At 63.9% G+C, this 25,536-nt stretch carries 19 protein-coding genes; 8 read left to right on the top strand and 11 right to left on the bottom strand.

Annotated elements, in window-relative coordinates:
- Window positions 1-4: 4 nt before the first annotated feature.
- From QUG03_RS07670 to QUG03_RS07650, 5 genes are all read right to left on the bottom strand, one after another.
- On the bottom strand, window positions 5-1,288 hold the full coding sequence (locus tag QUG03_RS07670; RefSeq protein ID WP_235088712.1) for a mechanosensitive ion channel family protein: 1,284 nt from the start codon (window positions 1,286-1,288) through the stop codon (window positions 5-7).
- A 137-nt stretch (window positions 1,289-1,425) separates the two neighbouring features.
- A complete protein-coding gene (lolD, locus tag QUG03_RS07665) occupies window positions 1,426-2,136 on the bottom strand; it encodes a lipoprotein-releasing ABC transporter ATP-binding protein LolD (protein WP_107798975.1) in 711 nt (236 codons plus the stop codon).
- Complete coding sequence (locus QUG03_RS07660) at window positions 2,129-3,373, bottom strand: lipoprotein-releasing ABC transporter permease subunit (protein WP_107798974.1); 1,245 nt, start codon at window positions 3,371-3,373, stop codon at window positions 2,129-2,131. Before QUG03_RS07660 ends, lolD begins: the two co-directional genes overlap by 8 nt.
- 72 nt (window positions 3,374-3,445) lie before the next feature.
- Window positions 3,446-3,667: a hypothetical protein gene (locus QUG03_RS07655; protein ID WP_048415208.1), complete on the bottom strand. Its 222-nt coding sequence runs from the start codon at window positions 3,665-3,667 to the stop codon at window positions 3,446-3,448.
- A 74-nt stretch (window positions 3,668-3,741) separates the two neighbouring features.
- Complete coding sequence (locus tag QUG03_RS07650) at window positions 3,742-4,521, bottom strand: C40 family peptidase (RefSeq protein WP_500819757.1); 780 nt, start codon at window positions 4,519-4,521, stop codon at window positions 3,742-3,744.
- Between the two features lie 229 nt (window positions 4,522-4,750).
- On the opposite strand from QUG03_RS07650, the gene QUG03_RS07645 reads away from it, so the two are divergent.
- Window positions 4,751-6,433: an ABC1 kinase family protein gene (locus tag QUG03_RS07645; protein ID WP_486637155.1), complete on the top strand. Its 1,683-nt coding sequence runs from the start codon at window positions 4,751-4,753 to the stop codon at window positions 6,431-6,433.
- A 1-nt stretch (window position 6,434) separates the two neighbouring features.
- The gene (locus tag QUG03_RS07640; protein ID WP_500819756.1) at window positions 6,435-7,247 is read left to right on the top strand and encodes a hypothetical protein; all 813 of its coding nucleotides are present in this window, start codon (window positions 6,435-6,437) and stop codon (window positions 7,245-7,247) included.
- 265 nt (window positions 7,248-7,512) lie between these two features.
- Here the strand turns inward: QUG03_RS07640 and QUG03_RS07635 are convergent, their stop codons facing one another.
- Window positions 7,513-8,151: a hypothetical protein gene (locus QUG03_RS07635; protein WP_500819755.1), complete on the bottom strand. Its 639-nt coding sequence runs from the start codon at window positions 8,149-8,151 to the stop codon at window positions 7,513-7,515.
- 368 nt (window positions 8,152-8,519) lie between these two features.
- On the opposite strand from QUG03_RS07635, the gene QUG03_RS07630 reads away from it, so the two are divergent.
- From QUG03_RS07630 to QUG03_RS07615, 4 genes are all read left to right on the top strand, one after another.
- A complete protein-coding gene (locus QUG03_RS07630) occupies window positions 8,520-8,942 on the top strand; it encodes a hypothetical protein (protein WP_500819754.1) in 423 nt (140 codons plus the stop codon).
- A gap of 305 nt (window positions 8,943-9,247) precedes the next feature.
- Window positions 9,248-10,240, top strand: coding sequence for a DUF2860 family protein (locus QUG03_RS07625; protein ID WP_500819753.1), 993 nt, complete (start codon window positions 9,248-9,250; stop codon window positions 10,238-10,240).
- A 214-nt stretch (window positions 10,241-10,454) separates the two neighbouring features.
- On the top strand, window positions 10,455-11,321 hold the full coding sequence (locus tag QUG03_RS07620; protein ID WP_500819752.1) for a YopJ/AvrA family T3SS effector serine/threonine acetyltransferase: 867 nt from the start codon (window positions 10,455-10,457) through the stop codon (window positions 11,319-11,321).
- Window positions 11,322-11,532: 211 nt separating this feature from the next.
- Window positions 11,533-17,214 (top strand): alpha-2-macroglobulin family protein, encoded by a 5,682-nt coding sequence (locus QUG03_RS07615; protein WP_500819751.1) that lies wholly within the window; start codon window positions 11,533-11,535, stop codon window positions 17,212-17,214.
- Window positions 17,215-17,333: 119 nt separating this feature from the next.
- On the opposite strand, the gene QUG03_RS07610 is transcribed toward QUG03_RS07615, so the two are convergent.
- The gene (locus QUG03_RS07610) at window positions 17,334-17,870 is read right to left on the bottom strand and encodes an AidA/PixA family protein (protein WP_500819750.1); all 537 of its coding nucleotides are present in this window, start codon (window positions 17,868-17,870) and stop codon (window positions 17,334-17,336) included.
- A gap of 78 nt (window positions 17,871-17,948) precedes the next feature.
- Window positions 17,949-18,476, bottom strand: a complete 528-nt coding sequence (locus QUG03_RS07605) for an inclusion body family protein (protein WP_486637147.1) — start codon at window positions 18,474-18,476, stop codon at window positions 17,949-17,951.
- A 247-nt stretch (window positions 18,477-18,723) separates the two neighbouring features.
- Between QUG03_RS07605 and pbpC the strand changes: the two genes are divergently transcribed.
- Together pbpC and QUG03_RS07595 are read left to right on the top strand one after the other, a co-directional pair.
- Window positions 18,724-20,976, top strand: a complete 2,253-nt coding sequence (gene pbpC / locus QUG03_RS07600; RefSeq protein WP_500819749.1) for a penicillin-binding protein 1C — start codon at window positions 18,724-18,726, stop codon at window positions 20,974-20,976.
- A gap of 73 nt (window positions 20,977-21,049) precedes the next feature.
- Window positions 21,050-22,090: a patatin-like phospholipase family protein gene (locus tag QUG03_RS07595; RefSeq protein ID WP_500819748.1), complete on the top strand. Its 1,041-nt coding sequence runs from the start codon at window positions 21,050-21,052 to the stop codon at window positions 22,088-22,090.
- Between the two features lie 164 nt (window positions 22,091-22,254).
- Here the strand turns inward: QUG03_RS07595 and QUG03_RS07590 are convergent, their stop codons facing one another.
- The 3 genes from QUG03_RS07590 to yedE all read right to left on the bottom strand — a co-directional run bounded on the left by QUG03_RS07590 (window position 22,255) and on the right by yedE (window position 25,376).
- The gene (locus tag QUG03_RS07590) at window positions 22,255-23,790 is read right to left on the bottom strand and encodes a DUF3472 domain-containing protein (protein WP_500819747.1); all 1,536 of its coding nucleotides are present in this window, start codon (window positions 23,788-23,790) and stop codon (window positions 22,255-22,257) included.
- A 138-nt stretch (window positions 23,791-23,928) separates the two neighbouring features.
- Complete coding sequence (gene yedF / locus QUG03_RS07585) at window positions 23,929-24,168, bottom strand: sulfurtransferase-like selenium metabolism protein YedF (protein WP_019100738.1); 240 nt, start codon at window positions 24,166-24,168, stop codon at window positions 23,929-23,931.
- The gene (gene yedE / locus QUG03_RS07580; protein WP_227108292.1) at window positions 24,165-25,376 is read right to left on the bottom strand and encodes a selenium metabolism membrane protein YedE/FdhT; all 1,212 of its coding nucleotides are present in this window, start codon (window positions 25,374-25,376) and stop codon (window positions 24,165-24,167) included. Before yedE ends, yedF begins: the two co-directional genes overlap by 4 nt.
- Window positions 25,377-25,536: the final 160 nt, after the last annotated feature.

Raw genomic sequence — 25,536 nt, 5'->3', positions numbered from 1 at the left:
TGCCTTAGTCTTGCGGCTTATCGTTGAGAATGCGGATTTCCCGCTGCGGGAACGGCATTTGTATGCCATGTTGCTGGAACAGCCGCCAGATTGCCATATTCAGATCGGATTTCAAGCCCATGAAACCGTTTTCCGGGTCCGCCACCCAAAAGCCCAGCTCCAGATTGATGCTGCTGTCGGCAAACAAGGTGACGAAGCCGCGCGGCGCCGGGTCCTTCTGCACTCGCGGATGGTCGGCCGCCTGCTGCAACAGCGCCAGCGCCTTGTCCAGATCCGTGCCGTAAGCCACGGACACCGGCAAGCTGGTCCACATGCTCTTGTCGGAATACGACTGGTTGACCACGGTATTGGACATCAGCGAATCGTTGGGAATCAGCGCCTCGGTGCCGTCCGCGCCCTTGAGCACCACGTAGCGGGAAGTCATCTTGGTCACGTAGCCGACGCGGTTCTCCACCATCAGCCGGTCGCCGATGCGGATGGAGTGGTCCAGCAGGATGATGAAGCCGGACACGAAGTTGCTGGCGATCTTCTGCAAGCCGAAACCCAGGCCGATACCCACCGCGCCGCCGAACACCGACAGCACAGTCAGATCGATGCCCACCACCGGCAGCGCGATCAGCACCGCGGCGATCAGCAGCCCGGTGCGGGTCAGCTTGGCGAACACGATGCGCAAGCTGGGGTCCAGATGCTTCAAATTCATCAAGCGGGATTCGATCAGGCGGCTGGCCCACAAGGCCACCACCACGATGATGGACACCCACAACAGGCCGTTGAGTATGGTCAACATGTTCAGGCGGCTTTTACCCACCGAGAACGACATCGATTCCAGCCACTCGATCACCACCATGTCGAAGCCGATGGCCCAGCTGACAAAGCCCAGCCACAGCACCGTGGCCAGGAAATGCTCGGTATGGCGTTCGAAACGCCCCTTGGGCAGTGCCTGACGCACCACCGCGCAGCACAGCCGGATCAGGGTCAGCCAGAACAGCATCGCGCTCAGCAAGTGCAGCACCATCGCGCGCTCGTGCAGCAGATGCACCCAGGCGGAGCGGGACAGCATCACCAGCGCCTGCGCCGCCACCGGCAGCACCAGGCGGAAGCCCACATAGGGCAAGAAGCGCTCATAGCGCTCCGGATTGTGATCAAAAAACTGTTTGAAGGCGAAACGGGCCAGATAGAAAGCGATGAACACGCACAAGACGCCTATCGCCGACTCCATCAGGCCGGACGGGGTTTGCAAAATATCCAGCAAGGCATCGAAGTCGATTTCTTCACGCTTGAACAGCAATGTGGTTTCTCCCAGAGTTGGTTTGCTCGGTTTTCAAAGCACCGGCTCAAAGTCTAGCGAGCAGAAGCGGGGCCGCCGCCAAGGGCGGACCGACGCGCCGCTCGCCTTGCGACGGAGCGTGAACCGGTTTCTAAACATCAAAGCGCCTGGCCGGCGGCCGCGCGCTCCTGCTCCATATCCATCAGCCGGCCCTCGTTCAGCCGCAGCGTGCGCTGAGTGCGCGCCGCCAGCTCCAGATCGTGGGTGACGATGATCAGGCTGGTGCCCAGCGTGCGGTTCAGCTCCAGCATCAGATCGAAAACCTGCTTGGCGGTGTGCACGTCCAGATTGCCGGTGGGCTCGTCCGCCAGCAGGCAGGCGGGCCGGGTCACCAGCGCGCGCGCAATCGCCGCCCGCTGACGCTCGCCGCCGGACAGTTCGCCCGGTTTGTGTTGCAAGCGCTGGCCCAGGCCCACGCGGCCCAGCATCTCGCCGGCCTCCCGCTCGGCCTGCTTGCGCGGCATGCGGCGGATCAACAGCGGCATCATCGCGTTTTCCAGCGCGCTGAATTCCGGCAGCAGATGATGGAACTGATAGACAAAGCCCAAGGAGGCGTTGCGCATCCGGCCGCGCTCCGACTCGGACATCGTCGCCAGATCCCGCCCCAACACCTCCACGCGGCCCTGGCTGGGCGTGTCCAGCCCGCCCAAGAGGTGCAGCAGCGTGCTCTTGCCGGAGCCGGACGCGCCGACGATGGCCAGGCTGGCGCCCTTCTCCACCGTCAGGCTGACATCGGACAACACCGTCAGCTGCAGCTTGCCTTCGTTATAGGACTTGCCCAGCCCTTGGCACGACAACACATTACTCATAGCGCAAGGCCTCCGCCGGTTGCGTGCGCGCCGCGCGCCAGCTGGGGTACAGCGTGGCGAACAAGGCCAGCAGCAGGGAAATCAGGGTGATGGTGGACACATCGCCCCACTGCACGTCGGACGGCAGGTAGTCGATCATATACACCTCGCTGGACAAAATCTTGCTGCCGATGACGCGTTCGATCAGCGGCACGATTACGTCCAGGTTCAAGGCGATCAACACGCCCGAGGCCACGCCGGACAAGGTGCCCAGCACCCCGGCCACCGAACCCTGAATCATGAAGACTTTCATGATGCTGGCCGGCGACGCGCCCAGGGTGCGCAAAATGGCGATATCCGCCTGCTTGTCCGTCACCACCATCACCAGCGTGGACACCAGATTGAACGCCGCCACCGCCACGATCAGCGTCAGGATGATGGTCATCATCCTTTTTTCGATCTGCACCGCGCGGAAGTAATTGGAATTGGTGTCGGTCCAGTCCGTCACCAGGTTTTGCGGCAGCTTGGCGCGCAGCGCCTGCTTCACCGTGGGCGCCAGCATCGGATCGTCCAGCTTGAAGCGCACGCCGCTGACGCTGTCCCCCATCCGCGACAACACCTGTGCGTCGCGCAGGTTCACCATCGCCAAGGAGGAGTCGAACTCGAACATGTCCACCTTGAAGATGCCCACCACGGTGAACTGCTTGGAACGCGGCAACATGCCCGCCGGCGTGATCATGCCCTGCGGCACGAAGAGCATCACCTTGTCGCCCAGGCCCACATTGAGCTGGCGCGCCAGCTCCGCGCCCAGCGCCACACCGAACTCGCCGGGGCGCAAATTCTCCAGCTTGCCGGTCACCATGTGCTGGCCCACGTCCACCACCTTGTCCTCCAGCGCCGGTTCGATGCCGCGCACCAGGCCGCCGCGCACATTGCCGTAAGCGGTAAACAGGCCCTGGCTGTTGACGAAGGGCGCGCCGGCCAGCACATGCGGCTGCGCGCCGCCCAGTTGCGCCACCTGCCGCCAATGATCCAGCCGGCCGTCGTAAGTGCTCACCTCCAGATGCGAGGCCACGCTCAGAATGCGGCCGCGGATTTCCTTCTGGAAGCCGTTCATCACCGACAGCACGATGATCAGCGCGGCCACGCCCAGGGCGATGCCGACGATGGAAATCAGGGAAATGAAGGAAATGAAACCGTTGCGGCGCTTGGCCCGCAGATAACGCAGGCCGATAAAGGCTTCAAAAGGCCACTGCATCAAAAAAGCTCCTTTCCGGAGCGAGTCGCGGGCTCGCCGCGCGTAGCCCGAGGGGGTGGATGAAAACGGCGCTCAGCGCCCTTGATAAGGGTTGTGCAGGCTTTGCATCACCTGCACCAGGAAATCCTTGACCTGGCCTTCGTCGCAGCCCATCAGCACCGCGTCCTCCAAGGCGTCCTGCGCCAATTGGGCCAGTTCCTCCAGGTTTTCCTGCATCACTTTCAGCTTCTCCACGCAGGCCACCACATTGCCTTGCGGGTCTTTCCACACCGGTATGTCCACTTTCAATGCCATCGTTTCGCTCCAAAGCACATTGCCCGCAACGCGGGCAATGTTGTTCCTGCATCCTTATCAGCTTAAGCCGCCAATCAACGCTTGGCTTTTTTCTTGGCGCCGCCGGCCGCCTTGCCGCCCTTCTTGGCCGCGGCTTTGCCGCCGCTCTTGCCGGGCTTCTTGGCTTCGGCCTTGCCGCCCTTCTTGGCGGAGACCTCCGGCTTGCACTTCTTGCCCTTGCGGCACTTCGCCGCCGGAGCGCTTACCGCCGCGGCCTTGCGCGTCGGCGTCGCCACGGTCAGATCGTCGGAAGTGTCCGCCGCCTGCGCCGCCGTGCTGCGGTTCACCCGTCGCGCGCCGTTGAAGCGGCCGTTCCAGTAACTCTGGTTGATATTGGCCACTTCGATATTCTTGCCGGTGCGCGGCGCGTGGATGAATTTGCCGTTGCCCATATACATGCCGACATGGGAATAACTGAAGCCGCGGGTATTGAAAAAGACCAGATCGCCGGGCACGAGTTCGCTGCGGTTGATGGATTTCCCAACGCGGGCCATTTCAGCGGAAGTGCGCGGCAGATTCACTTTCAAGGACTTTTGAAACACATAGCGGATGAAGCCGCTGCAATCCAGGCCGTTTTCCGGCGAGTTGCCGCCGAAACGATAGGCCACGCCCAATAGGCTCATGGCTTGCAACAACAAATCCCCCACCGCGTCTTCCGCGGGGGAGGAGAATTTCGAGATGGGGTCGTCCTGGCCAGACTGCGCGCTAGCTTCCGCCGCGGGGCGCCCTTCCGGAGGGGCCTTTTCCGGCGCCGCTTCAGCGAATACCATAAAGCCCGCCAGCACCAGAGTCATTAAGCGGAGTTGCAATTTCATAGGCCGAACTCTATCGGACGGGGGCGGCAGTGTAAAGCCGCAGGCAGGCCGTTTCCAGCGCTTTGGGCCGGCCCGCTTGAACCTTGGACGAGACAGCCGGCACTAATGGCGTACAATCCATCGCACTGGCATGGCCGGCGGCGAAACCGCGCGGCGGGACGGCGCCGGCGCACCCGGACGGCAAGCCTTTGTTTTTGAGCGAAAACCCAATGCCCACAAGGCAGAACCGATGCTGAGAGAAACCCTGATCGCCATGCGCGACCTGCCGCGACTGAAGGAAATCAGCGGCATTCTGATCCGTCACGGCCTGGGCGAATTCGCCCAAAGGCTAAAATTACCGCGCGCGGTGGAAAAGGCCGGCCAATGGCTGAACCTCAACCTGCCGGAGGCGGAAAACCGCCCGCCCACCCCGGTGCGCGTGCGCCTGGCCTTTGAAGAACTGGGCCCCACCTTCATCAAGCTGGGCCAGATTCTCTCCACCCGCGTGGACGTGTTCCCGCCGGACTGGATCGCCGAATTTGAAAAACTGCAGAACAGGGTGCCGCCGGTGCGTCCGGAAGCGGTGCGCCGCCTGGTCAAGGCCGCGCTGGGCGACGAGCCTGAAAACGTGTTCGCCCACTTCGACTTCAATCCCATAGGCTCCGCCTCCATCGCCCAGGTGCACCGCGCCACCCTGCACGACGGCAGCGACGTGGCGGTGAAACTGCGCCGCCCCGGCATTGTGGACAAGGTGGAAGCCGACCTGCGCATCCTCAACCACCTGGCCGGCCTGCTGGAACTGGAGTTTCCCGACGTGCGCCGCTTTCAGCCGGTGGAAATCGTCGGCCAGTTCGCCCGCTCGCTGAAGCGGGAAATGGACCTGGCGGTGGAGGCCCGCAATTCAGAGCGCTTCGCCCGCGACTTCGCCGACGATCCGGAAGTCCAGGTACCCAAGGTCTACTGGGACTACACCAACGCCGCCGTCAACGTGCAAGACTACATCGCCGGCGTGCCGGCCGCCCGGCTGGAGCAACTGGCCGACAGCGGCCTGGACCCGGTGCTGCTGGCCCAGCGCGGCGCGGACGCGGTGCTGAAGATGATTCTGATCCACGGCTTCTTCCACGCGGACCCGCATCCGGGCAACGTCTTCTTCCTGCCCGAACACCGCATCGCCTTCATCGACTTCGGCATGGTGGGCCGCATCAGCCATGGCCGCCGCGATGAAATCGTCGATCTGCTCGCCGCCGTGGCCAACCGCGACGAAGCCGGCATCATCGACGTGCTGATCGAATGGACCGGCAACACCCCGGTCAACGAACGCCAGTTCGCCCACGACGTGGGCGAATTCCTGTTCCAGTACGAACACGTGCCGCTCAAGGGCATCAACATCAGCCAGCTGATCGCCGACATCATGGCGCTGATCCGCGACCACTCCATCCTGCTGCCGCCGGACATGGCCATGTTGTTCAAGGCGCTGATCACCCTGGAAGGCCTGGGCCGCCAGCTGGACCCGGATTTCCAGCTCATCGCCCACATCACCCCCTTTGTGCGCGAGCTTTCCATCGCCCGCTACCACCCGGCGGCCCTGCTCAAACGCGGCCGCCATTCGCTGGGCGAAGCGCTGGCCATGCTCTCCAGCCTGCCGCGCGACCTGATGCGCATGGGCAAGGACATGCGCCACGGCAAGTTCCGCGTCAATCTGGACCTGCAGCGGCTGGACAGCTTCGGCCGTCAATTGGACCGCAGCACCAACCGGCTGACCATGGGCATCGTCACCGGCTGTCTGATCATCGGCTCCTCCATCGTGATGACCGTCAACGCCGGGCCCAAGCTGTTCGGCCTGCCCTTCTTCGGCTTCGTCGGCTTCATGCTGGCCATGTTCAACAGCGTGTGGCTGGTCTGGGCCATCTGGCGCTCCGGCAAGGATTTGTGACATGAAATCTAGCAAGACAACCCTGATCGCAGCCGCTTTGCTCGGCCTCGCCGCCGCGGCCAACGCCGCCGACGTGATCACCCTCAACTGGCGCGACGGCGACGAAGTGGCCGCCGCCTTGCGGCCGCAACTGCGCGACGGTGAAAAACTGGGCGCGCTGGGCAACCAGCTGATCCTGGACGCCCCGCCCGGCCGCAGCGCGGAGCTGCGCCGGCTGATCCGCCAGCTGGACGTCAAATCCTCGTCCCTGCTGGTGGAAGTGGCCCAGGACGGCGTCAGCCGAGAAAGCAAATCCGCGGTGCAATTGGGCGGCCAGGTACAGGGCGGCGGCTACAGCATCAGCACCGGCAAGCCGATGACGCTGCGCCCCGGCAGCCAAGTGGTGATCGCCGGCGGCGCCAGCCAGTCCAACACCCGGCTGCAAGCCAGTCAGGCGCTGCGCATGCTGGACGGCAAGACCGGCTTCATCGAGATAGGCAGCAGCCGGCCGCTGCCCTGGCTGATGTTCGGCCCTGACGGCCGGCCGGTGGTGGGCGTGCGCTACCAGGACGCCGTCACCGGCTTCTACGCCCGGCCGCGGCTGCACGGCCAGCGGGTGACGCTGGAGCTGGCCGCCAGCCAGCAAGCCTTCAACGGCCAGAATCTGGACAGCGCCAAATTGGCCACCACCGTGGAAGGCGCGGTGGGCGAATGGCTGACCGTGGGCGGCATAGGCCGCGACCAAGGCGGCCAGGAAACCGTGCTCATCGGCGTCAGCCGCAGCAATGTGCAGCTGGAGCGCAGCATCAAGGTGCGAGTGACGCCGGCGCAATAAGAACCTGTTTACGATCTGCTGCGCGTCGTGAGACGTGGCACGGTGAGCACCGCTTCGAAATGCTCATGTACCGCTTGTACATTCCGCTTCTTCTGCCGTTTCCGCCTTGTCTCGCCTTAGCTCGCGAGATCGTAAACACGTTCTAAGAGCCGCTAACAAAACCGCGCAGCGCACCTGAGCCAAGGCGCGCCGACGCAGGCAGTACAAGTGGTACGACAAGGAGGCGCAACGCGGGATCAGGGGTTTTGTTAGCGGGTCTAAGCGCCTACTCCGCCGGAGGCAGCCCTCGCTCACTGCCCGGCATCTCGCCGCGGCCGCCGCGCGGACCGCGCGCGCCCCGCCCGCCGCCGCGGGAAAGCGTCCGCGGCGAATCATAGGCCGAGGCCGGGCGCTCCAACCTGGCCTCCAGCTCGCCGCCGCGCCAGGTCCACAGCATCGCGTTCAAGCGATTGCGCGCCTGACGCGCCCGCCATGCGCCGCCGTCCTCGTCCACCGTCATCGCCCCCTCCTGATTGCAGCTGGCCACCAGCGTCCAGCTGCGCACCCGGTAGTCGCGCACTTGCAGCAGGCGGTAAGCCGGCGCGCATTCCGCATCGTCCGCGCGCAACAGCACCAGCGCGTCCTCGCCGACGACGCGGGCGTCCGCGATGCGCACCCGGCGCCATTGCGCGTCCAGCGGCGCCACCAGTTGGCGATCATAGAATTTCAGTTCGAAGCGCCCGCCCAGCGAAGAGCGCAGCACCAGATGGTTGCCGGCCAGCGGCACATCCTGATGCACGAAAGCCAGCGCTTCCTGCAGATCCAGCCGGCGTTGGAGCGAACCATCGGCGGAATGCTGCTGCGAACAGGCGGACAAGACCAGCAACAACGGCACGGCCCAGGCAAAGCGGCGAATCCTCGTCATGCCAGCCCTTTCGCGGCATGGTTGCTGATCGTTCAATACTACCACCAATATTTCCAGCCCCGCCCGCCACCCCGGGTCCGCGCACCTCGGTCCGGGCGAAACGCCGCGCTTGCCTAGCACGCCGCGAGCCGGCAATAATGCGCCCGTGCTTGAGATTACAGGCACCGGGATTGAGAGCCCGTTCTGCAAAGATTCCCGGTTGTTCAGCGCAACCGGCGCCATTGCTGCGCCCATTTTTCGGCAAGCCGTGGCGGGGAGGCCTTCATGGTCTGCCGGGTCCTTTGCGCCGGTCTCTCAACCCTGTCACGTGCTCGCCATCCCGAATGAGAGCGGAGTCGCGGGCATGAACCTCGCAAAGGAGCCTCTTCATGAAACGCAATCACCCCCTTCGCCGCCGTTATCAGCCCGATCCCCAACCCCTGCCTTACCATGCGCTGCCCTTCGCCGCGCAACTGCCCGACCAGGCCCGGCCCCACTACTGGACAGTGCCGCCGCTGGCCGATCGCCGCCAAGCCTATCTGCTGGGACGGGAGTACGCGGGCCATTACCTCGTTTTCCTGCAAGACAACCCCGGCAGCGCGGATCGCTTCCTGCTGGCGCGCATTGCCGAAGACGTCGACTTCAGCGCCCCGGACGCGGCCAACGCTTGCTGGACCGGCTTCTTCCATCTGATCGAGCAAGTGCTGACGCAAAGCATCGCGCCGCTGGACGTGTTCGAGTACATCGACCGGCTCAACACCTACGAGGCGGCGTTGCAGCGCCTCTTGCATCAAACTCCGCCACAAACTTAATATATGCACAAAACCAAACCGCTTTCCCCATCGCATCGGAGGCCTAGCCGCGGGCTCGCTTAGTCCGCAAAGCGATAGTCTTTCCGGCTTGCGGGCGGCAGGCCCGCCGATGGCAATTCCGCAACAAGCCGCGGCTAAAACAAAGCAATCTCAGGCTTAATTTGCGGAGGAAGCGACATTTCGACCGGTCCCCGGCTTAATATGGACAGTCAATTCATTTTGCATAAACAAGCGACGCCCGCCATGCGGCTTGGCGCGGCGTCGGCGGAAACCATGGCAGCTCTTTTATTTTGAGGATGATGAATATGCGCACTATATGCGTAGGCTTGTCGGCTTTGTTGGCGGCTCAACTCGCAGTGGCGGACCCGATACCGGAAGAAAACGGCTTCTCCGGCAGCATCGGCCTGGGCGTGGGCGGCAACCGCGTCAAATCCAACCTCTTCAAGGGGGACAAAAACCAAAGAACCAACAGCCTGAACAGCGCGCCGGAGTCCCATAACGACTCCTTCGCGCTGCCGGTGCTGGATCTCAGCTACACCTTCGCCGCCAGCCGCACCCAGATCGTGTTCGACAGCCAGATTCACGACCCGCTGGGCATGGACGACACCCTGGAACTGGGTGTGCGCCAGCAAGTGGGCAACAACGGCATCGTCTCCGCCGGCCTGCTCTATGGTGGCCTCAGCAAGAACACCTGGACCGATCCCTACCTCGTGGGCTCGGACCGCGACGGCACCAAGCGCAAATCCACCGGCCTGTTGCTGGGCTGGGAAAACATCATGGGCACCGGCTTCAAGGCCCAGCTGACCCAGCGCAACATCAAGATAGACGACGAGCGCAGCGGCCAGAGCGTGGCCGGCCTCAGCGCGGCGGACCGCGCCACGCTGAACCGCAACGGCGACGCCACCTTGTTGAAAGCAGGCTATGAATGGGCCTTCGCTCCTAATCAAACGCTGACCCCGGGTCTAAGCTGGGGCAAGGACAAGCTGGACGGCGGCGCGATGAGCAACAAGAGCTACGGCCTGAGCCTGGACTACGCCTACAGCAGCGACCTCAACACCTTCAGCGCCGGCCTGCAATTCCGCAAACAGCGCTTCGACCAAAGCAACCCGCTGTTCGGCAATAAAAAAGCCGATAGCAATGCCTACGCCGTCGACCTCAACTACCTGCGCCATCAGCTGTTCGGCGAGAAAGCGCTGTCCGCCTTCGTCAGCGCTGCCTACGGCAAATCCAACGCCGACATCAGTTTCTACGACGCCGAAATCCGCTCATTTGGCGTGGGACTGATTTACTCGTTCTAAAATTGCCGCGACGACACGCGAGCCGCTTGGCGACAAGCGCTCCACCCCATGCCGGGAACCCGCTGATGCGGGTTTTTCTACGCCTCAAGACCATGAAAGGCAATCTCCGCCTGTTTTTCGATGCTATGCCAGGCCATGTCGTGATCGAATTTTGAAAGAGCTTTATTAAGCGCTGTCTACAATCGCCACTTCAAATACTCATCGGAACAAGGCCATGCCGGGATCAATCTCTAGCGCGACACACTCTTCTCACTTTGATAGGAGCGATAGTTATCGAACCGATCTCGGTCGTTACATCCGCGACGTGGAAAAAAGCTTGGACTCCGGCGCTTGGACAACATCCAGTTTTGCCAAACTGGATAAAGAATTCATACCCGGCCTAATTGCATCCGCCAACACCTCCAAGCCTGGGCTTAATCTGACTTACGCAAGCGACGCGAGGGACCTGTCTGACAAAATATTAGAGATATTTCACAAGGGAAGCGAATCGGGAAGATATATCGTAAACATGGGCTGCGACGGCATTCATTTTGCCGTGTTTGACTATAGGCTGGTAGAGGGCAGACCCTCCGTTCTGATGTTTGAACCCGCCAACTTCAACTCAACTGGCCCAATGTTCCTGGCTTTCAGAGCAAAATCCGCGCTGGACCAGCTAAGCTCCCACAACATCTGCTTTTCCATGATGGAAATGGACATTCAAAGAAGCGGGAGCGAATGCGCTATTTTCAGCCTGGCTTTGGCCAAGAAGCTGTTCAAAGAGCATCAGGCCGTATCAGAACTGCACCAAATGAATGCTTCGGGCGCCATCCCTTCCAGCAATGGATTCTTCTCCTCATCCGTGGAGTCCGACCAATTGATCCCCCCCTCTTTTTACAAGCACACCCAAGGCCGCGGCAGGCTGGAGAAATACGTTACCGCCCGGCCGGGCAGAGAGGCGCAGGAGATTAACAAGAAAGGGGAAACCTTGCTTGAACGGCAAAAACAGCACCTGGAAAATATCGGCGGGAAAGAACTGGTTAACTCCATTCATCAAAAGAGACTGGAAGAGCTGAAGCAGCTGATGCAGTCCATCAGCGGCTAGTCAAGCCTGGCCCATATGCCCGCGCAACAGCGCTAAGCTTCACGGCCCCAAGCGCCACCTCCGTTGAGCTCGCTTGGGCGCTAGCAAAGGCGCATGAGCATTGGGACGCATGAGTGCGGCGAGCGCCTATGGGCCGGTCTTTTTTACATCTCTTTCCTTGCCGCCGCTCCAGCCGCGTATAATTGCGATGGTATTTTCCGGAGCCTCGTCCATGTCTTTGCCATTCCGCCTTGCGCCCGCGCTTTTGGGTTTCGTCGGCGCCGCCGCTCTTGCCGCCGGCGTCACCACCTTCAGCCCCCAGGGCGAAGTCAAAGAAGTGCAGCAGGTGCGCGTCACTTTCAACAGCAGCATGATTCCGCTGGGCAATAGCGCCGCGCCGGCGCCGTTCGCCTGGAGCTGCGGCCTGAAAGCCAAGGGCCATTGGGTGGACGACAAGACCTGGGTGCTGGACGTGTCGGAAACCCCGGCCGCCAATACCGACTGCCGCTTCACGCCCAAGCCCGGCCTCAAGGACCTGCAGGGCAAGGCCGTGGACGCCGGCCTGAGCTTCCGTTTCTACACCGGCGCGCCGGTAGTGGTGGAACGCTGGCCGCGCAACGGCCGCATCGAGGAAGACCAGGCCTTCGTGCTGCAATTCAACGGCGTCGGCGTGCCGGCCTCGTCCTTGTATTGCCAATCCTCCAGCCTGCCGGAACGCATCCCGGTCCAGCCCCTGCCGGCCGGCGAGCGCGCGGCGCTGCTCAAGCATCTGAAACTGGAACAACAATCCGCCAAGGTGCTGACGCTGCGTTGCGGCCAGCGCCTGGCGCCGGACAGCAAGCTCACCCTGGTGCATCTGCGCGGCGCGGCCGCGCCGGACCGCCTCAACTACCAAGTACGGCCGCCGTTCACCGCCAGCATGAGCTGCCTGCGCGAGAACGCCAAAGGCGCTTGCATCCCGTTCAAGCCCATCACCCTCAACTTCAGTTCGCCGGTGCCGGAAAAACTGGCGATGGCGGTGCGCCTGAGCGGCGCCGGCGCCGAACGCGCGCCCCAGGCGGAAGCACGCGGCAAGGGCGAGCCGGTGGACAGCATCAGCTTCGCGCCGCCGTTCCCGCCCTTGGAAACGCTGACGCTGAAGCTGCCCAAGGACTTTGGCGACGAGGTGGGCCGGCCGCTGGTCAACGCCGAGCGCTTCCCGCTAGCCATCAAGCTGGCCGACTATCCGCCGCTGGCCAAATTCGCCGCCGCGCCGTTCGGCATCATAGAGTCCGGTGCGGACGCGGCGCTGCCCATCACCCTGCGCGGGGTGGAAGGCGATCTCAACATCAAATCCGTGCAATTGGGCGGCCAGGCGCTGCGGCTGAACAAGGACCAGGACATGATGGCCTGGCTGGCCAAGGTGCTGCGCTATCACGAGAGCGCCCTGCCCGCCGGCAAGGACAAGACTATAGAAAGCCGCCGCTTGTCGCTGCTGGCCAAGGAGCCAGCCGCCCAGCCGCTGAAGCTGCCCAGCCAGCCGGACAAGCAGGGCAAATGGCCGTTCGAAGTGGTGGGCATTCCCCTACCCAAACCCGGCCTCTACGTGGTGGAAGTGTCGTCGCGGCTGCTGGGCAAATCCCTGCTGGCCAGCACCAAGCCCATGTATGTGCGCACGGCCGCGCTGGTCACCAATATGGCGGTGCACTTCAAGAGCTCCAAGGAAAACGCGGCGGTGTGGGTGACCACGCTGGACAAGGGCAAGCCGGTGCCGGCCGCCCGCGTCAACATCTACGATTGCAAGGGCAATGCGCTGTGGTCCGGCAAGACCGACGCCAAGGGCGTGGCCGCGGTCAAATCCGTGCTGCCGGCCGGCGAGTGCGACAACGAGGAGCTGTCCGGCCTCTTCATCACCGCCGCCGCCAAAGACGCCAAGGGCAACGACGACGTGTCCTTCGTGCGTTCCAGCTGGAACCGCGGCATCGAATCCTGGCGCTTCCCCTTCCCCACCCAGTGGAGCGACAGCCCCAACATCCTGGCCCACACCATCCTGGACCGCGCCCTGTTCCGCGCCGGCGAAACCGTGTCGATGAAGCATCTGCTGCGCACCCAGGTCAGCCGCGGTCTGGCCCAGCTCAAGCCCGGCCAGCTGCCTCAGCAATTGCGCATCGTCCACGACGGCAGCGGCGACGAAATCAGCCTGCCGCTGAGCTGGCGCAACGGCCGCTACGCGGAGAGCAACTACGCGCTGCCCAAGGAAGCCAAGCTGGGCGAATACACGCTCTACCTGGAACGCAAGGGCGCACGCGGTCCGGACGACAAGGACAAACCGTCCAGCCCGGAGCTGGACGGCTACTCGCTGCGCAGCGGCGGTTTCCGGGTGGAGGAATTCCGCCTGCCCACCATGACCGGCCGCATCTCCACGGTGAAGAACGCCGGCATCGCCCCCAAGCAGCTGCCGCTCAATGTGTCTCTGTCCTGGGGCAACGGCGGCCCGGCCAAGGGCTGGCCGGTGGAAGTCAGCGCCATGCTGGCCGACGCCTATCAGCGCATCAAGGGCTATGAGGCTTACAGCTTCTCGCCGCCGCAGCGTCAGCGCGATCAGGCCGAATCCTCGCTGGACGGCAAGGTGCTGCTGGACAAGTCCGCGCTGCAACTGGACGCCAACGGCAACGGCAAGGCCACGCTGGACAAGCTGCCCAAGCTGGACCGCCGCTACGACTTGGTCACCGAGGCCGCCTACCGCGACCCCAACGGAGAAGTGCAAACCCTGACCCGCCGCATTCCGCTGTGGCCTGCCGGCCTGCAAGTGGGCATCAGCGTGGACAGTTGGATCACCGCCGGCCGCGCGCTGCAGCTCAAGGCCGTGGTGCTGGACACCGCCGGCAAGCCGCTGGCCGGCAAGAACGTCAAGATCAGCCTGCGCGAACACCGCTACCTGTCCAGCCGCAAGCGGCTGGTGGGCGGCTTCTACGCCTGGGACCACAACGAGGAAACCGACGACAAGGGCAAGGTGTGCAGCGGCGGCACCGACGGCCGCGGCCTGATGTTCTGCGAAATCAACCTCAAGGACGCCGGCGACATGGAGCTGATCGCCGAAGCCGCCGACGACAACGGCAATCTGGCGCAAAGCGCGCAATCCGTCTGGGTCAGCAAGCACGACGAGCTGTGGTTCGACGTGGACAACAACGACCGCATCGACATCCTGCCGGAAAAAATCAGCTACGCCCCCGGCGAAACCGCCCGCTTCCAGGTGCGCATGCCCTTCCGCAAAGCCACCGCCTGGCTGGCGATAGAGCGCGAAGGCGTGATCGAAACCCGAGTGGTGGAGCTGGAAGGCAAGAACCCGGTGATCGAGCTCAAGGTCGAGCCGGGCTGGACCCCTAACGTCTACGTCTCGGTGCTGGCGGTGCGCGGCCGCGTACGCGAAGTGCCGTGGTACTCCTTCTTCACCTGGGGCTGGAAAACCCCGAGCGAATGGTGGGACGCTTATTGGAACGAAGGCGGCGATTACACCCCGCCCACCAGCATGGTGGACCTGTCGCGGCCGGCCTTTAAATACGGCATCGCCGAAATCCAGGTGGGCGACGCCGCCAAGCGGCTGGACGTGACGGTGAGCCCGGCGCGCAAGAGCTACGGCATCCGTGAAACCGCCGACGTGAGCATCCAGGTCAAACTGCCCGGCGGCAAGCCGGCGCCTGCCGGCACCGAAGTGGCCTTCGCCGCGGTGGACGAGGCGCTGCTGGAATTGCAGCCCAACCGCAGCTGGGAGCTGATGCAGGCGATGTACCAGCGCCACAGCTACGGCGTGGAAACCGCCACCGCTCAACTGGAAGTGGTGGGCAAGCGCCATTACGGCCGCAAATCGCTGCCGCCGGGCGGCGGCGGCGGCAAGGCGCCCACCCGAGAACTGCTGGACACCCTGCTGCTGTGGCAGCCGCGCGTGGTGCTGGACGCCAACGGCAGCGCCCGCGTCAAAGTGCCTATCAACGACGCGCTGACCCGCTTCCGCCTGGTGGCGGTGGCCGACGCGGGCAATGATCTGTTCGGCACCGGTGAAGCCGGCTTCAACGTCACCCAGGACCTGCAACTGAGCTCCGGCATCCCGCCGCTGGCGCGCGAAGGCGACCAGTTCAGCGCCGGCGTCACCGTGCGCAACGGCGGCGACAAGCCGCTCAAGGTCAAGGTCCAGGCCGGCGCGCCCGGCCTGCCGGACTTGCCGCCGCAGGAGATCAGCCTGCCGGTGGGCGAGGCGCGGCTGTTGAGCTGGCCGGTGACGGTGCCCAATGACGTCAAGGAACTGAAATGGAGCTTCAGCGCTCAGCAAGTGGACGGCAAGGCCGCCGACAAGCTGGCGCTGCGCCAGGAAATCGAGCCGGCGGTGCCCATCTCCGTGGAGCAGGCCACGCTGCAACGCGTGGAGCCGGAACTGAGCATCCCCGTCGCCTTGCCGCCGGGTGCCCTGCCCGGCCGCGGCGGCATCCGCGTCAGCCTGCAGGCCAAGCTGGGCAATGAACTGCCCGGCGTGCGCCGCTGGTTCCAGGACTACCCCTATGTCTGCCTGGAACAGCGCAGCTCGGTGGCGCTGGGTCTGGCCGACGCCAAGCGCTGGGATCAGTTGATGAGCGAACTGCCGCTGTATCTGGACGGCAGCGGCCTCGCCGCCTACTTCCCGCTGGCCGAAGGCGCGCCGGATCGCGGCAGCGACATCCTCAGCGGCTATCTGCTGGCCGCCGCCCACGAAGCCGGCGTCGCTATTCCCGAAGCCCAGCGCGCGCGGCTGCTGGACGGCCTGTCCGCCTTTGTCGAGGGCCGGATCAAACGCGATCTGCCGCTGGGCCGCCAGGACGCAGACGCCCGCCGCCTGAGCGCAATGGAAGCGCTGGCGCGCTACGGCCGCTTCCGCCCGGCCATGCTGGACGTGCTGGACCTCAACCCGCAGAAGATGAGCACCGCCATGCTGGTGGACTGGCTGGCGCTGCTGAACCGCGCAGCGGACATCCCGCAGCGCGCCGCGCGGCTGAGCGAGGCGGAAAACCTGCTGCGCGCGCGGCTCACCTACCAGGGCACGCGCATGGGCTTCAGCACCGAGGCCAGCGACAACGCCTGGTGGCTGATGGGCAGCGCCGACGTCAACGCCGCCAAGCTGCTGCTGACGGTGCGCAAGCTGCCGGGCTGGCAGGCGGATATGCCGCGCCTGCTCACCGGCCTGCTGGGGCGTCAGCAAAAAGGCCATTGGGGCACCACCACTTCCAATCTGTGGGGCAGCCTGGCCGTCGCGCAATTCTCGCGTCAGTTCGAAACCACGCCGGTCAGCGGCCAGACCAGCGCCGCGCTGGGCGGCGCCAAGCTGAACCTGGGCTGGCCGCAGGAAGGCGTCAAGGCGCTGGGCCTGCTGCCCTGGCCCGCGGGCGGCGGCAGCCTGCAGCTCAAGCACGCCGGCGGCGGCGCGCCGTGGGCCACGGTGCAGGCCGAGGCCGCCATCGTGCTCAAAGCCCCGCGCTACGCCGGCTACAGCATCAAGAAAACGCTGAGCCCGGTCAGCCAGAAAACCAGCGGCCAGTACCAGCCCGGCGACGTGGTCAAGGTCACGCTGGAGATCCAGGCGCAAAGTGATATGACCTGGGTGGTGGTCAACGACCCGATCCCGGCCGGCGCCACCATCCTGGGCTCCGGCCTGGGCCGGGATTCCGCGATCAACGCCAAGGCGGACAACGACGGCGACCCCGCCGATTACGTGGAGCGCCGCTTCTCCGGCTACCGCGCCTACTACGGCTACGTGCCGCGCGGCGGCCTGAAAGCCAGCTACACCATGCGTCTGAACAACCCCGGCGCCTTCAAGCTGCCGCCGACGCGGGTGGAAGCGCTGTACGCGCCGGACGTGTTCGGCATGTTGCCCAACTCAGTGTTCAAGGTAGGAAAAGGGGAAAATTAAGCCGACGCGCCCCCTTTGGCCAATGTCAAAGAGGGCGCGCCGCAAACGGGCAATGCCTCATGCCCGCGCGTCGACGGCTTGCGTTCAAGGCAGCGGTCGCCGCCTCCGGCAGCCGCCGCTTACGGAATGACGATGGACACGCTGAGCACGCGCGTTCCCAGCCTTTCTCCATGGGAGCCGTCAGACTTGGGGCGGCCGTAGAGATGGAGCGTGATGCGGAAATCTTCTCGACCAGAGTCCGTCACATCATGAGTCCAGTAAAAAAACGATGCTTTTTCAGCATGGAGCCGCGTCATATTGATTTCGGAAGTGGCGGCATCCTGCTCGGGCAGCAACTGCCCTCTTTTGCAGAGGCATGGAGCGGTGATCGAGGTGGCTGCTTGCCCTCCGACACGGTCAACGGCATAGGGGATGATGCCCATTCCCTGACTTGGAGAGGCGCTCGCGCCATACCAGCGTATCGTATTCCCCACCCTGGCATCGGGCAGAGACAATAGGAGCAGACCATTCTGTAAACGCTCCTCGACTAGGGTATGACTGGAAAAAACCCGTACCGCGCCTTCATTGACCGCTGCGGGCGAATCCTCCTGCAGACCCAAGACGTTTTGCGGCACGTCCGGTTGCAGCGCCAGGGTCAAGTCGATAACCGGATTCATAATTCATCCTTACAATAGGTGAAGTGCCGGCAAGCTGAACAGTTTGCCGGCACTTCGGTTTCAATGAAATCTGATATTTCAAGAAACCTGAATAACGGGATCCCAATAGAAATAACCAAGCGTTTTAACTTGATTGCCGCTTACTTGCTCGGTGATATAAAACCAAACCTGATAATTTTCAGTGCCCGTATCCGTTACGTTGCAGCCAAGATAGTAGTTTGGAATTTGTTGCGCCGTATAATTCAGCGGGTCCACCACTTTGTCCGCATTCTGATTGGGAATGGGCACCCAAGGTCTGGACTCGGTCGGAACCGGGATGGAGGTCACCTGACTGCCGGAGAATTTTTGAATTTTGTAAACGATAACGCTTTGGCTGACATTCGAAGACAAAGACAGTGCGCGCCACCGGATCACGTCATCCACCTCGGCCTTCACCGCCAAATCAGCGGAAGCTTGTCCGCCTGTTACAAAGCGGCTCTCCGCCACCATGTAAACGTCCTGATGGGCGATGCCGGTTGGCTGGCCAGAGTTTTGGCTTGGGCCAGGATACTTGTTGAGAATGGTTTGCGTATCGAACACCATTTCAATGTTGACAATATTGCTCATTCCTTCCTCCGCATGTAGATCATTAATTAGGAGAGGCAGCTTCACCCCAAGGCCTTTTATTGATACAACAGGATCAAGAGAATAGAACCTAGTGCAAATACCTAATTAACAGCATGCAAAATATTTAATTGCAGATTAAAATGTTTTATTACGTAATATCGCAACAACAATCAATTACCGTAAAGACCACATGCAATGCATGCTCCACTTTCATGCCACCCACTCAGCCACAAACTCGGTCTCGCACATGATGCGCACCCTCCCTCTTCGACTGCTGCGTTCTAAACCTCCACGCCAAGCCTGCCTTTGGGAGCAAACCTCCATAAAGGGGGGGCAGTGGCTGGCTGCCCTGATTCTGTGCGCCGCCGCCGCGCCGGCGCTGGCCCAGCCCAGTTTTCAGCAGGTCAAGGCAGAATGGCGGCCGTCGGACGTGGTGGTGCTGGACCGCAACGGCCAGCCGCTGCAGCGGCTGCGGGTGGACAAGCAAGGCCGACGGCTGGACTGGGCGGGCCTGGCCGATACCTCGCCGGCCTTCCGCCACGCGCTGGTGGTGTCGGAAGACCGGCGCTTCTATCAGCACAGCGGCGTGGACTGGTCCGGCGTGGCCGCCGCGGCCTGGGGCAATCTGTGGAACACCCGCACCCGCGGCGCGTCCACGCTGACCATGCAGCTGGCCGGCCTGCTGGATAACGATCTCAAGGTGGGCCGCAACGGCCGCAGCCTATGGCAGAAGATGGGCCAGGGCTGGTCCGCCGCCTGGCTGGAAACCCACTGGAGCAAGGCTCAGATCCTGGAGGCCTACCTCAATCTGGTCGGCTTCCGCGGCGAGCTGGTGGGCCTGTCCGCCTTGTCCGCCACCTTGTTCGGCAAACTGCCGGCCGGCCTCAATCTGGAAGAATCCGCCATCGCGGTGGCGCTGATCCGCGCGCCCAACGCCGCGCCGGACAAAGTGGCCGCCCGCGCCTGCCGCATTCTGCAGGACATGCGCCGCCAGCCCAATTGCGCGGCGCTGGCGGTGCGCACCCGCCAGGCGCTGGCGCAGAGCCGCGCCGCCAATCCGCTGGCGGAGCAGGACGCGCCCCACTTCGCCCAAAAGCTGCTGCAGCGCCAGCCCTTGACGGCCGGCAGCCGCATCGCCTCCACGCTGGACCTGGGCCTGCAGCGCTACGCCGCCTCGGTATTGCGCCGCCATCTGGCCGCGCTGGCTCAGCGCAATGTGCAGGACGGCGCGCTGGTGGTCTTGGACAACGCCAGCGGCGACATCCTGGCCTGGGTGGGCTCCAGCGGCCGCGGCCTGTCCAACGCCGCCGAAGTGGACGGCGTCACCTCGCTGCGCCAGGCCGGCTCCACCCTCAAGCCCTTCCTCTATCAGCTGGCGCTGGAGCGACGCTACCTGAGCGCCGCCTCCCTGCTCGACGACAGCCCGCTAAGCCTGCAAACCGGCACCGGCTTGTACGCGCCGCAAAACTACGCCAAGGACTTCAAGGGCCTGGTGTCGGCGCGCACCGCGCTGGCCTCCTCCCTCAATGTGCCGGCGGTGCGCGCCATCGAAATGGTGGGCCCCAACGCGCTGCGCGACCGCCTGTACCGGCTGGGCCTGAGCAGCCTGCAGCAGGACGGCGACTATTACGGCTTCAGCCTGGCGCTGGGCGCCGCCGACATCCGCCTGCTGGAGCTGGCCAACGCCTACCGCACCCTGGCCAACCAGGGCCTGGCCAGCCCGACCCGCTGGACGCTGGCGGACCCCAAGCCCAAGCCGCAGCGGCAGCTGGACGCCACCAGCAGCTTCATCATCGCCGACATCCTGTCCGACCGCACCGCGCGCGCGCGCACCTTCGGCCTGGAAAGCGCGCTGTCCACCCGTTACTGGAGCGCGGTCAAGACCGGCACCAGCAAGGACATGCGCGACAACTGGGCGGTGGGCTTCTCGCGCCAGCGCACGGTGGCGGTATGGGTGGGCAACGCCGCCGGCGAGCCGATGTGGGACGTGTCCGGCATGCACGGCGCGGCCCCTGTGTGGCAGGCGGTGCTGGACCGCGCGCAGCAAGGCGCACCGGCATCGCTGCCGCCATCCCCGCCGGCCGGCGTGGTGAGCCAGAACGTGCGTTATGAAGGGGATGTGGAAGCCAGCCGCCGCGAATGGTTCCTGGCCGGCACCGAACGCGCGCTGATCGTGCCGGAGCGCGGCAGCGCCGCCAGCCAGACGCCGGGCATCGCCGCGCCGGTGGACGGCAGCGTCTACGCGCTGGACCCGGATATTCCGCCGGCCAATCAGCGCCTGTTATTGCGCGCGCGCGGCGTGGCCCGTCCGCAATGGTGGCTGAACGGCAAGCGCCTGGGCGCCGGCACCAGCCTGGCCTGGTTCCCCTGGCCCGGCCGCCACGCACTGGAACTGCGCGACGCCAAGGGCCTGGTGGTGGAAAAGATCCGTTTCGAAGTGCGCGGCGCGGTGGCCACACCTGGCCGAAAGGCCGGCAAGCCCGGGCCCCGCGTCAACTAATAGCGGCAAACGCCGCGCCATGCCGTACACATAAATGGCGAGTCATTCCCATTTCAACGACAAGGAGCGGCATATGAAATATTCATTCGAAAACCTGGCGCTGTCCGGCGGCGGCGTCTGGGGCATCGCTTACCTGGGCATGCTGGAGGAACTGGAGCGGGCCGGCGCGCTGGCGCAGATCCAGCGCGTGGTCGGCGCCTCCGCCGGCGCCATCTCCTCCATGCTGATCAGTTTCCGCCTCAGCGCGGCCAAGACCCAGGAACTGTCCGACTCCCTGGACTACAGCAAGATCCCGCAAAAAGCGGCTGATCCGGCCACGCCGCAACTGCAGGCCGCGCACAAGGCCTTCCAGGCCCAGCTGACCCTGCAGCCGCACGCCAAAAACATCTCGCTCGAAGACTTCATCTGCCTGCTGCGCCTGTTCAACAAGAAAGGCTGGTATTCCAGCGACTACTTCTACCACTGGCTGAAAGGCGTGGTCGCCAGCCAGTTCAAGGACGGCCGGCCGGACAAGAAATACACCTTCGCCGACTTCGCCAAGCCGGCGCTGCACAAAAACGACCAGCCCTTCCGTCAGCTCCACGTGATAGGCTGCGACGCCAACGCCCATCAGGCCAGAATATTCTCCGCCGAGCTGACGCCAGACGTGGAAGTGGCCGAGGCGGTGCGCATCTCCATGTCCATCCCCTTCTTCTTCGAAGCGCAAAACTTCAGCTACCCCGGCCAACCAGCCGGCGTATTCGTCGACGGCGGCACCATCTGGAACTACCCGATCAACTTCTTCGACGACAAGTACCCAGCAAAGCCCAAGCAGGGAAAAGATGAGGAGGAGGAGGAGAAAACCTTCGGCGCCCGTTTCGACGCGCCGCCGGGCAAGCCGTCGTCAGACGCCAACCTGATCCAGCACATCCAGAACATCGCCCAGAGCGCCTGGCAAGCGCAAAACCTGAACTATCAGTATTCGCCGCGGGATCAGGCGCGCAGCATCAATATCCCCACCGAAGGCGTCTTGGCCACGGACTTCAATATCAAGACCGGCGACGACAAGTATCAGCGGCTATTCCAGGCCGGCGCCGCCGCCACCCGCACCTTCCTCGCCAGCTGCGAAAGCTAAGAAGCGGCTCAAAGACTCGCGAGCAAGCGCGAGACAAAGCGAAAACGGCTGAGAAAGCGGAATGGTCAAGCGGTACATGAGCATTTCGAAGGTGTTTTCAACGCCGTACCGCCGCAGCGCAGCAGATCGTAACAGCCGCCCGCGCCTGACGGCGCGGGCTACGCTCACTCCGCGGCCAGCAAACGCCAGCGCTGATTCGCGCCGCCGTGGCAGCTCCATTGAATCAGTTGCTGGCCGGCCTGGGACGAGGCATTGGCCACGTCCAGGCATTTACCGGCCTGCGCGCCCGCCAGGCTGTACGCGCCGGCTCCGTCCGCCTTCAGGCTGAAACGCTGATTGGCCTGGCCGCTGCACGGCCACTGAATCAGCTTGCCGCCGTCCTGCTTGGCGCCGCCCTCCACGTCCAGACACTGCCGGGAATGCGCGGCGATCAATTGATAGCCGTCGCCGCTGGCGGCCAGCTGCCACACCTGGTTTTGCCCGGCGGCGGCCTGCTGAACGACGGCCGCGCCGGCGGACGCGCTATTGTCCTTGACCGTCAGCCACAGCCCGCTGCTCAGGGACTGCAGCCGGTAAGACTTGCCCGCCTGCGGCCCGACGGCGCTGCTGTCTATCAGCTTGCCGGCGCGCGCGTCGCTGCGGTCCAGCACGTCGGTCACGGTCAGATTCACTTGCAGCTTGGCCGGCGTCGGCGTTCCCGCCGGCAGCTTCAAGCTGGCCGCGCGGCGCTCGCCGGCGATTTCGCCGCCCTGCGCCAGGATCTTGCCGCTGGCCGCGTCGCTGACGCTGAGCTGGTATTTGAACTGCGGCGCGCCATAGGGGCTGGTTTGCCAGCTCGCCGTCACCGCGCGCGCGGCGGCGTCGTAAGCGGCGTTCAACTGATCGATCTTGGCCGGATCCGCTTCCGGCGCGGCCGGACGCCGGGCGGTGGAAATCAACGGAGATTGGAAGCCGGCCAGCGGCGCGCCCTGCTGCATCACAAAGCGGCCCTGCGCGGACACCGCGTGTTGCTTGGCCTGAGCCGGCGTCAGTTCCGTGACGGTGGGCGTGGCGCGATTGATCGCCTGCCAGCCCTGAGCGCCGCGCGCCCAGACATCGTAATACTCGGCGCTGCGGGTCACCTCCTTGGCCTGGCCGCTCCAGTTCTCGATGAAGCTGTTGGCGGACTGGGCGGCGAAGTCGATATTGGCCGCCGGGAAATCGAAAGTGGCGTGATGGGTCCAAATCCGCGTGGCCGCATCCCGCGTCCACATGCCAAAGTAAGTGTGGCCGTTTTGCTGCCAATTGCGCACCAGGGACGTTACCGGCTGGCCCAGCGTCCACTTGGTCTGCAAATCGAAATACTTCAGCCCCTCGCCCTCGCCGCCAAAGCGTTCCACCTTGGCGCCGGGCTTGGCGTACACCGCGCGTATCGGCACGTCGTGCACCGACACCGGGTCCCAGATTGAAAAGATATAGGCCGGCGCGCCGTTGTTGTGGCTCTGAATGCCGGTATAGCCGCCGGCATCGCGGCCGCCGTTCCAACCCAGGGTCTCGTAATAAGTGTGCTGATGCGTGTTCAACACCTTCACCGTCATCATCAGGATGTCGGCGGACACATTGGGATAGTTGAGATGGGCGGAACCGGTGCCGGCCAGCGCCGGCGCAATGGGAACACAGACAAGAGCCAAGCGGGCGAGACCGCGGCTGAATGAGTACATGGCAACACCTTTATTCAATAAGGGAAACCAAGGCCGGCCGCATACGACAACGGCCTGCCGCCAAAACACTTAATAAGTGAGTGAACGACAGGCCGTCGGGTTCCGCCCCAGCGGCGGAATGGCACTATTTACACAGGCTCAACGCTGGATCAGATAACGTATCGTCGGGCCGTCCTGCTGGATTTCCAGCACGGTGTAGCCATGGTTCTTGGCGTCCAGCGGGATGTTGTTGATCGACTGCGGGCAATCGGTCACCACCTCCAGGATTTCGCCCGGCTGAAGCTGCGGCATCGCCTCCAGCGTGGCCACCGCCGGATACGGGCAAGGCTCGCCCATCATGTCCAAACGGTAATTTGGGGTATAACTCTGCTTGCTCATGCCGCCTCCTTGCTGAATCTAGCCGCCTGCGCCTTATTGGCGAAAAAGCGTTTTTCCCACCACATCACCGCCAGCATCGCCAGCGCCAACATCGCGTAAGTGAGCACCAGGCCGCCTTGCGGGCCAAACACCGCCAGCAGGTTGACCTTGGCGTAATCAGTGGCCACCGCCGGCGCGATATCGTCCCACCACGCCGCCAGCAAGGTGGCGCCGACGATATTGCCCAGCCCCACCCACCAGTAATGCACCTGGCCCTCCACCGCGCGATACATCCAGCCGGTTTCGCAGCCGCCGGCCAGCACGATGCCGAAGCCGAACAAGACCCCGCCTATCACCGCATTGGGGCCGGCCCACAGAATCTTGGGCGGCACGCCCAGCTGCACATAGCTGTACACGCCAATCACGCTCACCGCCATGCCGGCGATGATGGCCTTGGCCATCTGGGTGCGGCCGGTCAGCCACAAATCGCGGAAGGCTGAGGTGAAGCACACCTGCGCGCGTTCGATGATCAGACCGAAAGCCAGGCCGAACAAGGCCGCCAGCCCCAGCTTGGGCATGGAGAAGGTGCGGGCCAGCGCCCACAGCGTGAAGGCGACGAAAATCAGCATGCCCAGGCGGAAACGACGCCGCGCCTGGTCCTCGCGCTGCTGCAAGGGCTGCGGCGCGCTCACCTTCTGCAGCTTCACCGGAATGCGGAACACCGGCAGCATGGTCACGCGCGCGCCCAACCAGGAACCGGCCGCGGTGGCCAGCGCAAACAGCCAGGCATGCAGGGAAAACTGCGGAATGCCGGTGAAGAAGGCCGCCAGATTGCAGCCCATGGCCAGCCGCGCGCCAAAACCGGCGATCAAGCCGCCCAGCACCGCCTGCGCAATGCGGACGCGATGATGCGGCATGCGCAGCTTGACGTTATTGGCCCACAAGGCCGCGGACAGACAGCCGGCGAACATGCCTATGATCATCATGCCGTCCACGCGGTCCAGCGGCGTGCCCTCAAGATGGATCACCTTGAAATAGCCCCAGGTTTCCGGATGGAAGCCAAACAGCTGCAAGGCGTGCCCGCCCCAGCGCGTGAACTCCCCGGTCACCGCCCAGAAAGTGCCGGTAATGCCGAAATAATAAGCGGACAACACCCCGGCGGCGATCACCGCCGGCACCGGCGCCCAGAAGCGCACCAGGTATTGCGTCTTGAAATCCTGCCAAGTCATGGCTCAGACGTCTCCCAATAAAAAAACCTGCCCGCGGGCAGGGTCAAAAATATACGGTTGGCATTGTAGAACAGTGCGTGAACCATGTCAGCGCCGGATTGTCTCACCCGCCGCCTATCGCAGGCAAACCCAAAGCCGGCCGGACTTGATCTGACGCGGC

This window comes from Chromobacterium sp. CCUG 30098 (assembly GCF_059916605.1).
This window is presented reverse-complemented; position numbering and strand designations above follow the sequence as displayed.

Bases quoted from the DNA above. Each gene is read 5' to 3' on its own strand.
- lolD (WP_107798975.1), bottom strand. From the start codon at position 2,136: ATGAGTAATGTGTTGTCGTGCCAAGGGCTGGGCAAGTCCTATAACGAA.
- QUG03_RS07660 (WP_107798974.1), bottom strand. From the start codon at position 3,373: ATGCAGTGGCCTTTTGAAGCCTTTATCGGCCTGCGTTATCTGCGGGCC.
- QUG03_RS07655 (WP_048415208.1), bottom strand. From the start codon at position 3,667: ATGGCATTGAAAGTGGACATACCGGTGTGGAAAGACCCGCAAGGCAAT.
- QUG03_RS07650 (WP_500819757.1), bottom strand. From the start codon at position 4,521: ATGAAATTGCAACTCCGCTTAATGACTCTGGTGCTGGCGGGCTTTATG.
- QUG03_RS07645 (WP_486637155.1), top strand. From the start codon at position 4,751: ATGCTGAGAGAAACCCTGATCGCCATGCGCGACCTGCCGCGACTGAAG.
- QUG03_RS07640 (WP_500819756.1), top strand. From the start codon at position 6,435: ATGAAATCTAGCAAGACAACCCTGATCGCAGCCGCTTTGCTCGGCCTC.
- QUG03_RS07635 (WP_500819755.1), bottom strand. From the start codon at position 8,151: ATGACGAGGATTCGCCGCTTTGCCTGGGCCGTGCCGTTGTTGCTGGTC.
- QUG03_RS07630 (WP_500819754.1), top strand. From the start codon at position 8,520: ATGAAACGCAATCACCCCCTTCGCCGCCGTTATCAGCCCGATCCCCAA.
- QUG03_RS07625 (WP_500819753.1), top strand. From the start codon at position 9,248: ATGCGCACTATATGCGTAGGCTTGTCGGCTTTGTTGGCGGCTCAACTC.
- QUG03_RS07620 (WP_500819752.1), top strand. From the start codon at position 10,455: ATGCCGGGATCAATCTCTAGCGCGACACACTCTTCTCACTTTGATAGG.
- QUG03_RS07615 (WP_500819751.1), top strand. From the start codon at position 11,533: ATGTCTTTGCCATTCCGCCTTGCGCCCGCGCTTTTGGGTTTCGTCGGC.
- QUG03_RS07610 (WP_500819750.1), bottom strand. From the start codon at position 17,870: ATGAATCCGGTTATCGACTTGACCCTGGCGCTGCAACCGGACGTGCCG.
- QUG03_RS07605 (WP_486637147.1), bottom strand. From the start codon at position 18,476: ATGAGCAATATTGTCAACATTGAAATGGTGTTCGATACGCAAACCATT.
- pbpC (WP_500819749.1), top strand. From the start codon at position 18,724: ATGATGCGCACCCTCCCTCTTCGACTGCTGCGTTCTAAACCTCCACGC.
- QUG03_RS07595 (WP_500819748.1), top strand. From the start codon at position 21,050: ATGAAATATTCATTCGAAAACCTGGCGCTGTCCGGCGGCGGCGTCTGG.
- QUG03_RS07590 (WP_500819747.1), bottom strand. From the start codon at position 23,790: ATGTACTCATTCAGCCGCGGTCTCGCCCGCTTGGCTCTTGTCTGTGTT.
- yedF (WP_019100738.1), bottom strand. From the start codon at position 24,168: ATGAGCAAGCAGAGTTATACCCCAAATTACCGTTTGGACATGATGGGC.
- yedE (WP_227108292.1), bottom strand. From the start codon at position 25,376: ATGACTTGGCAGGATTTCAAGACGCAATACCTGGTGCGCTTCTGGGCG.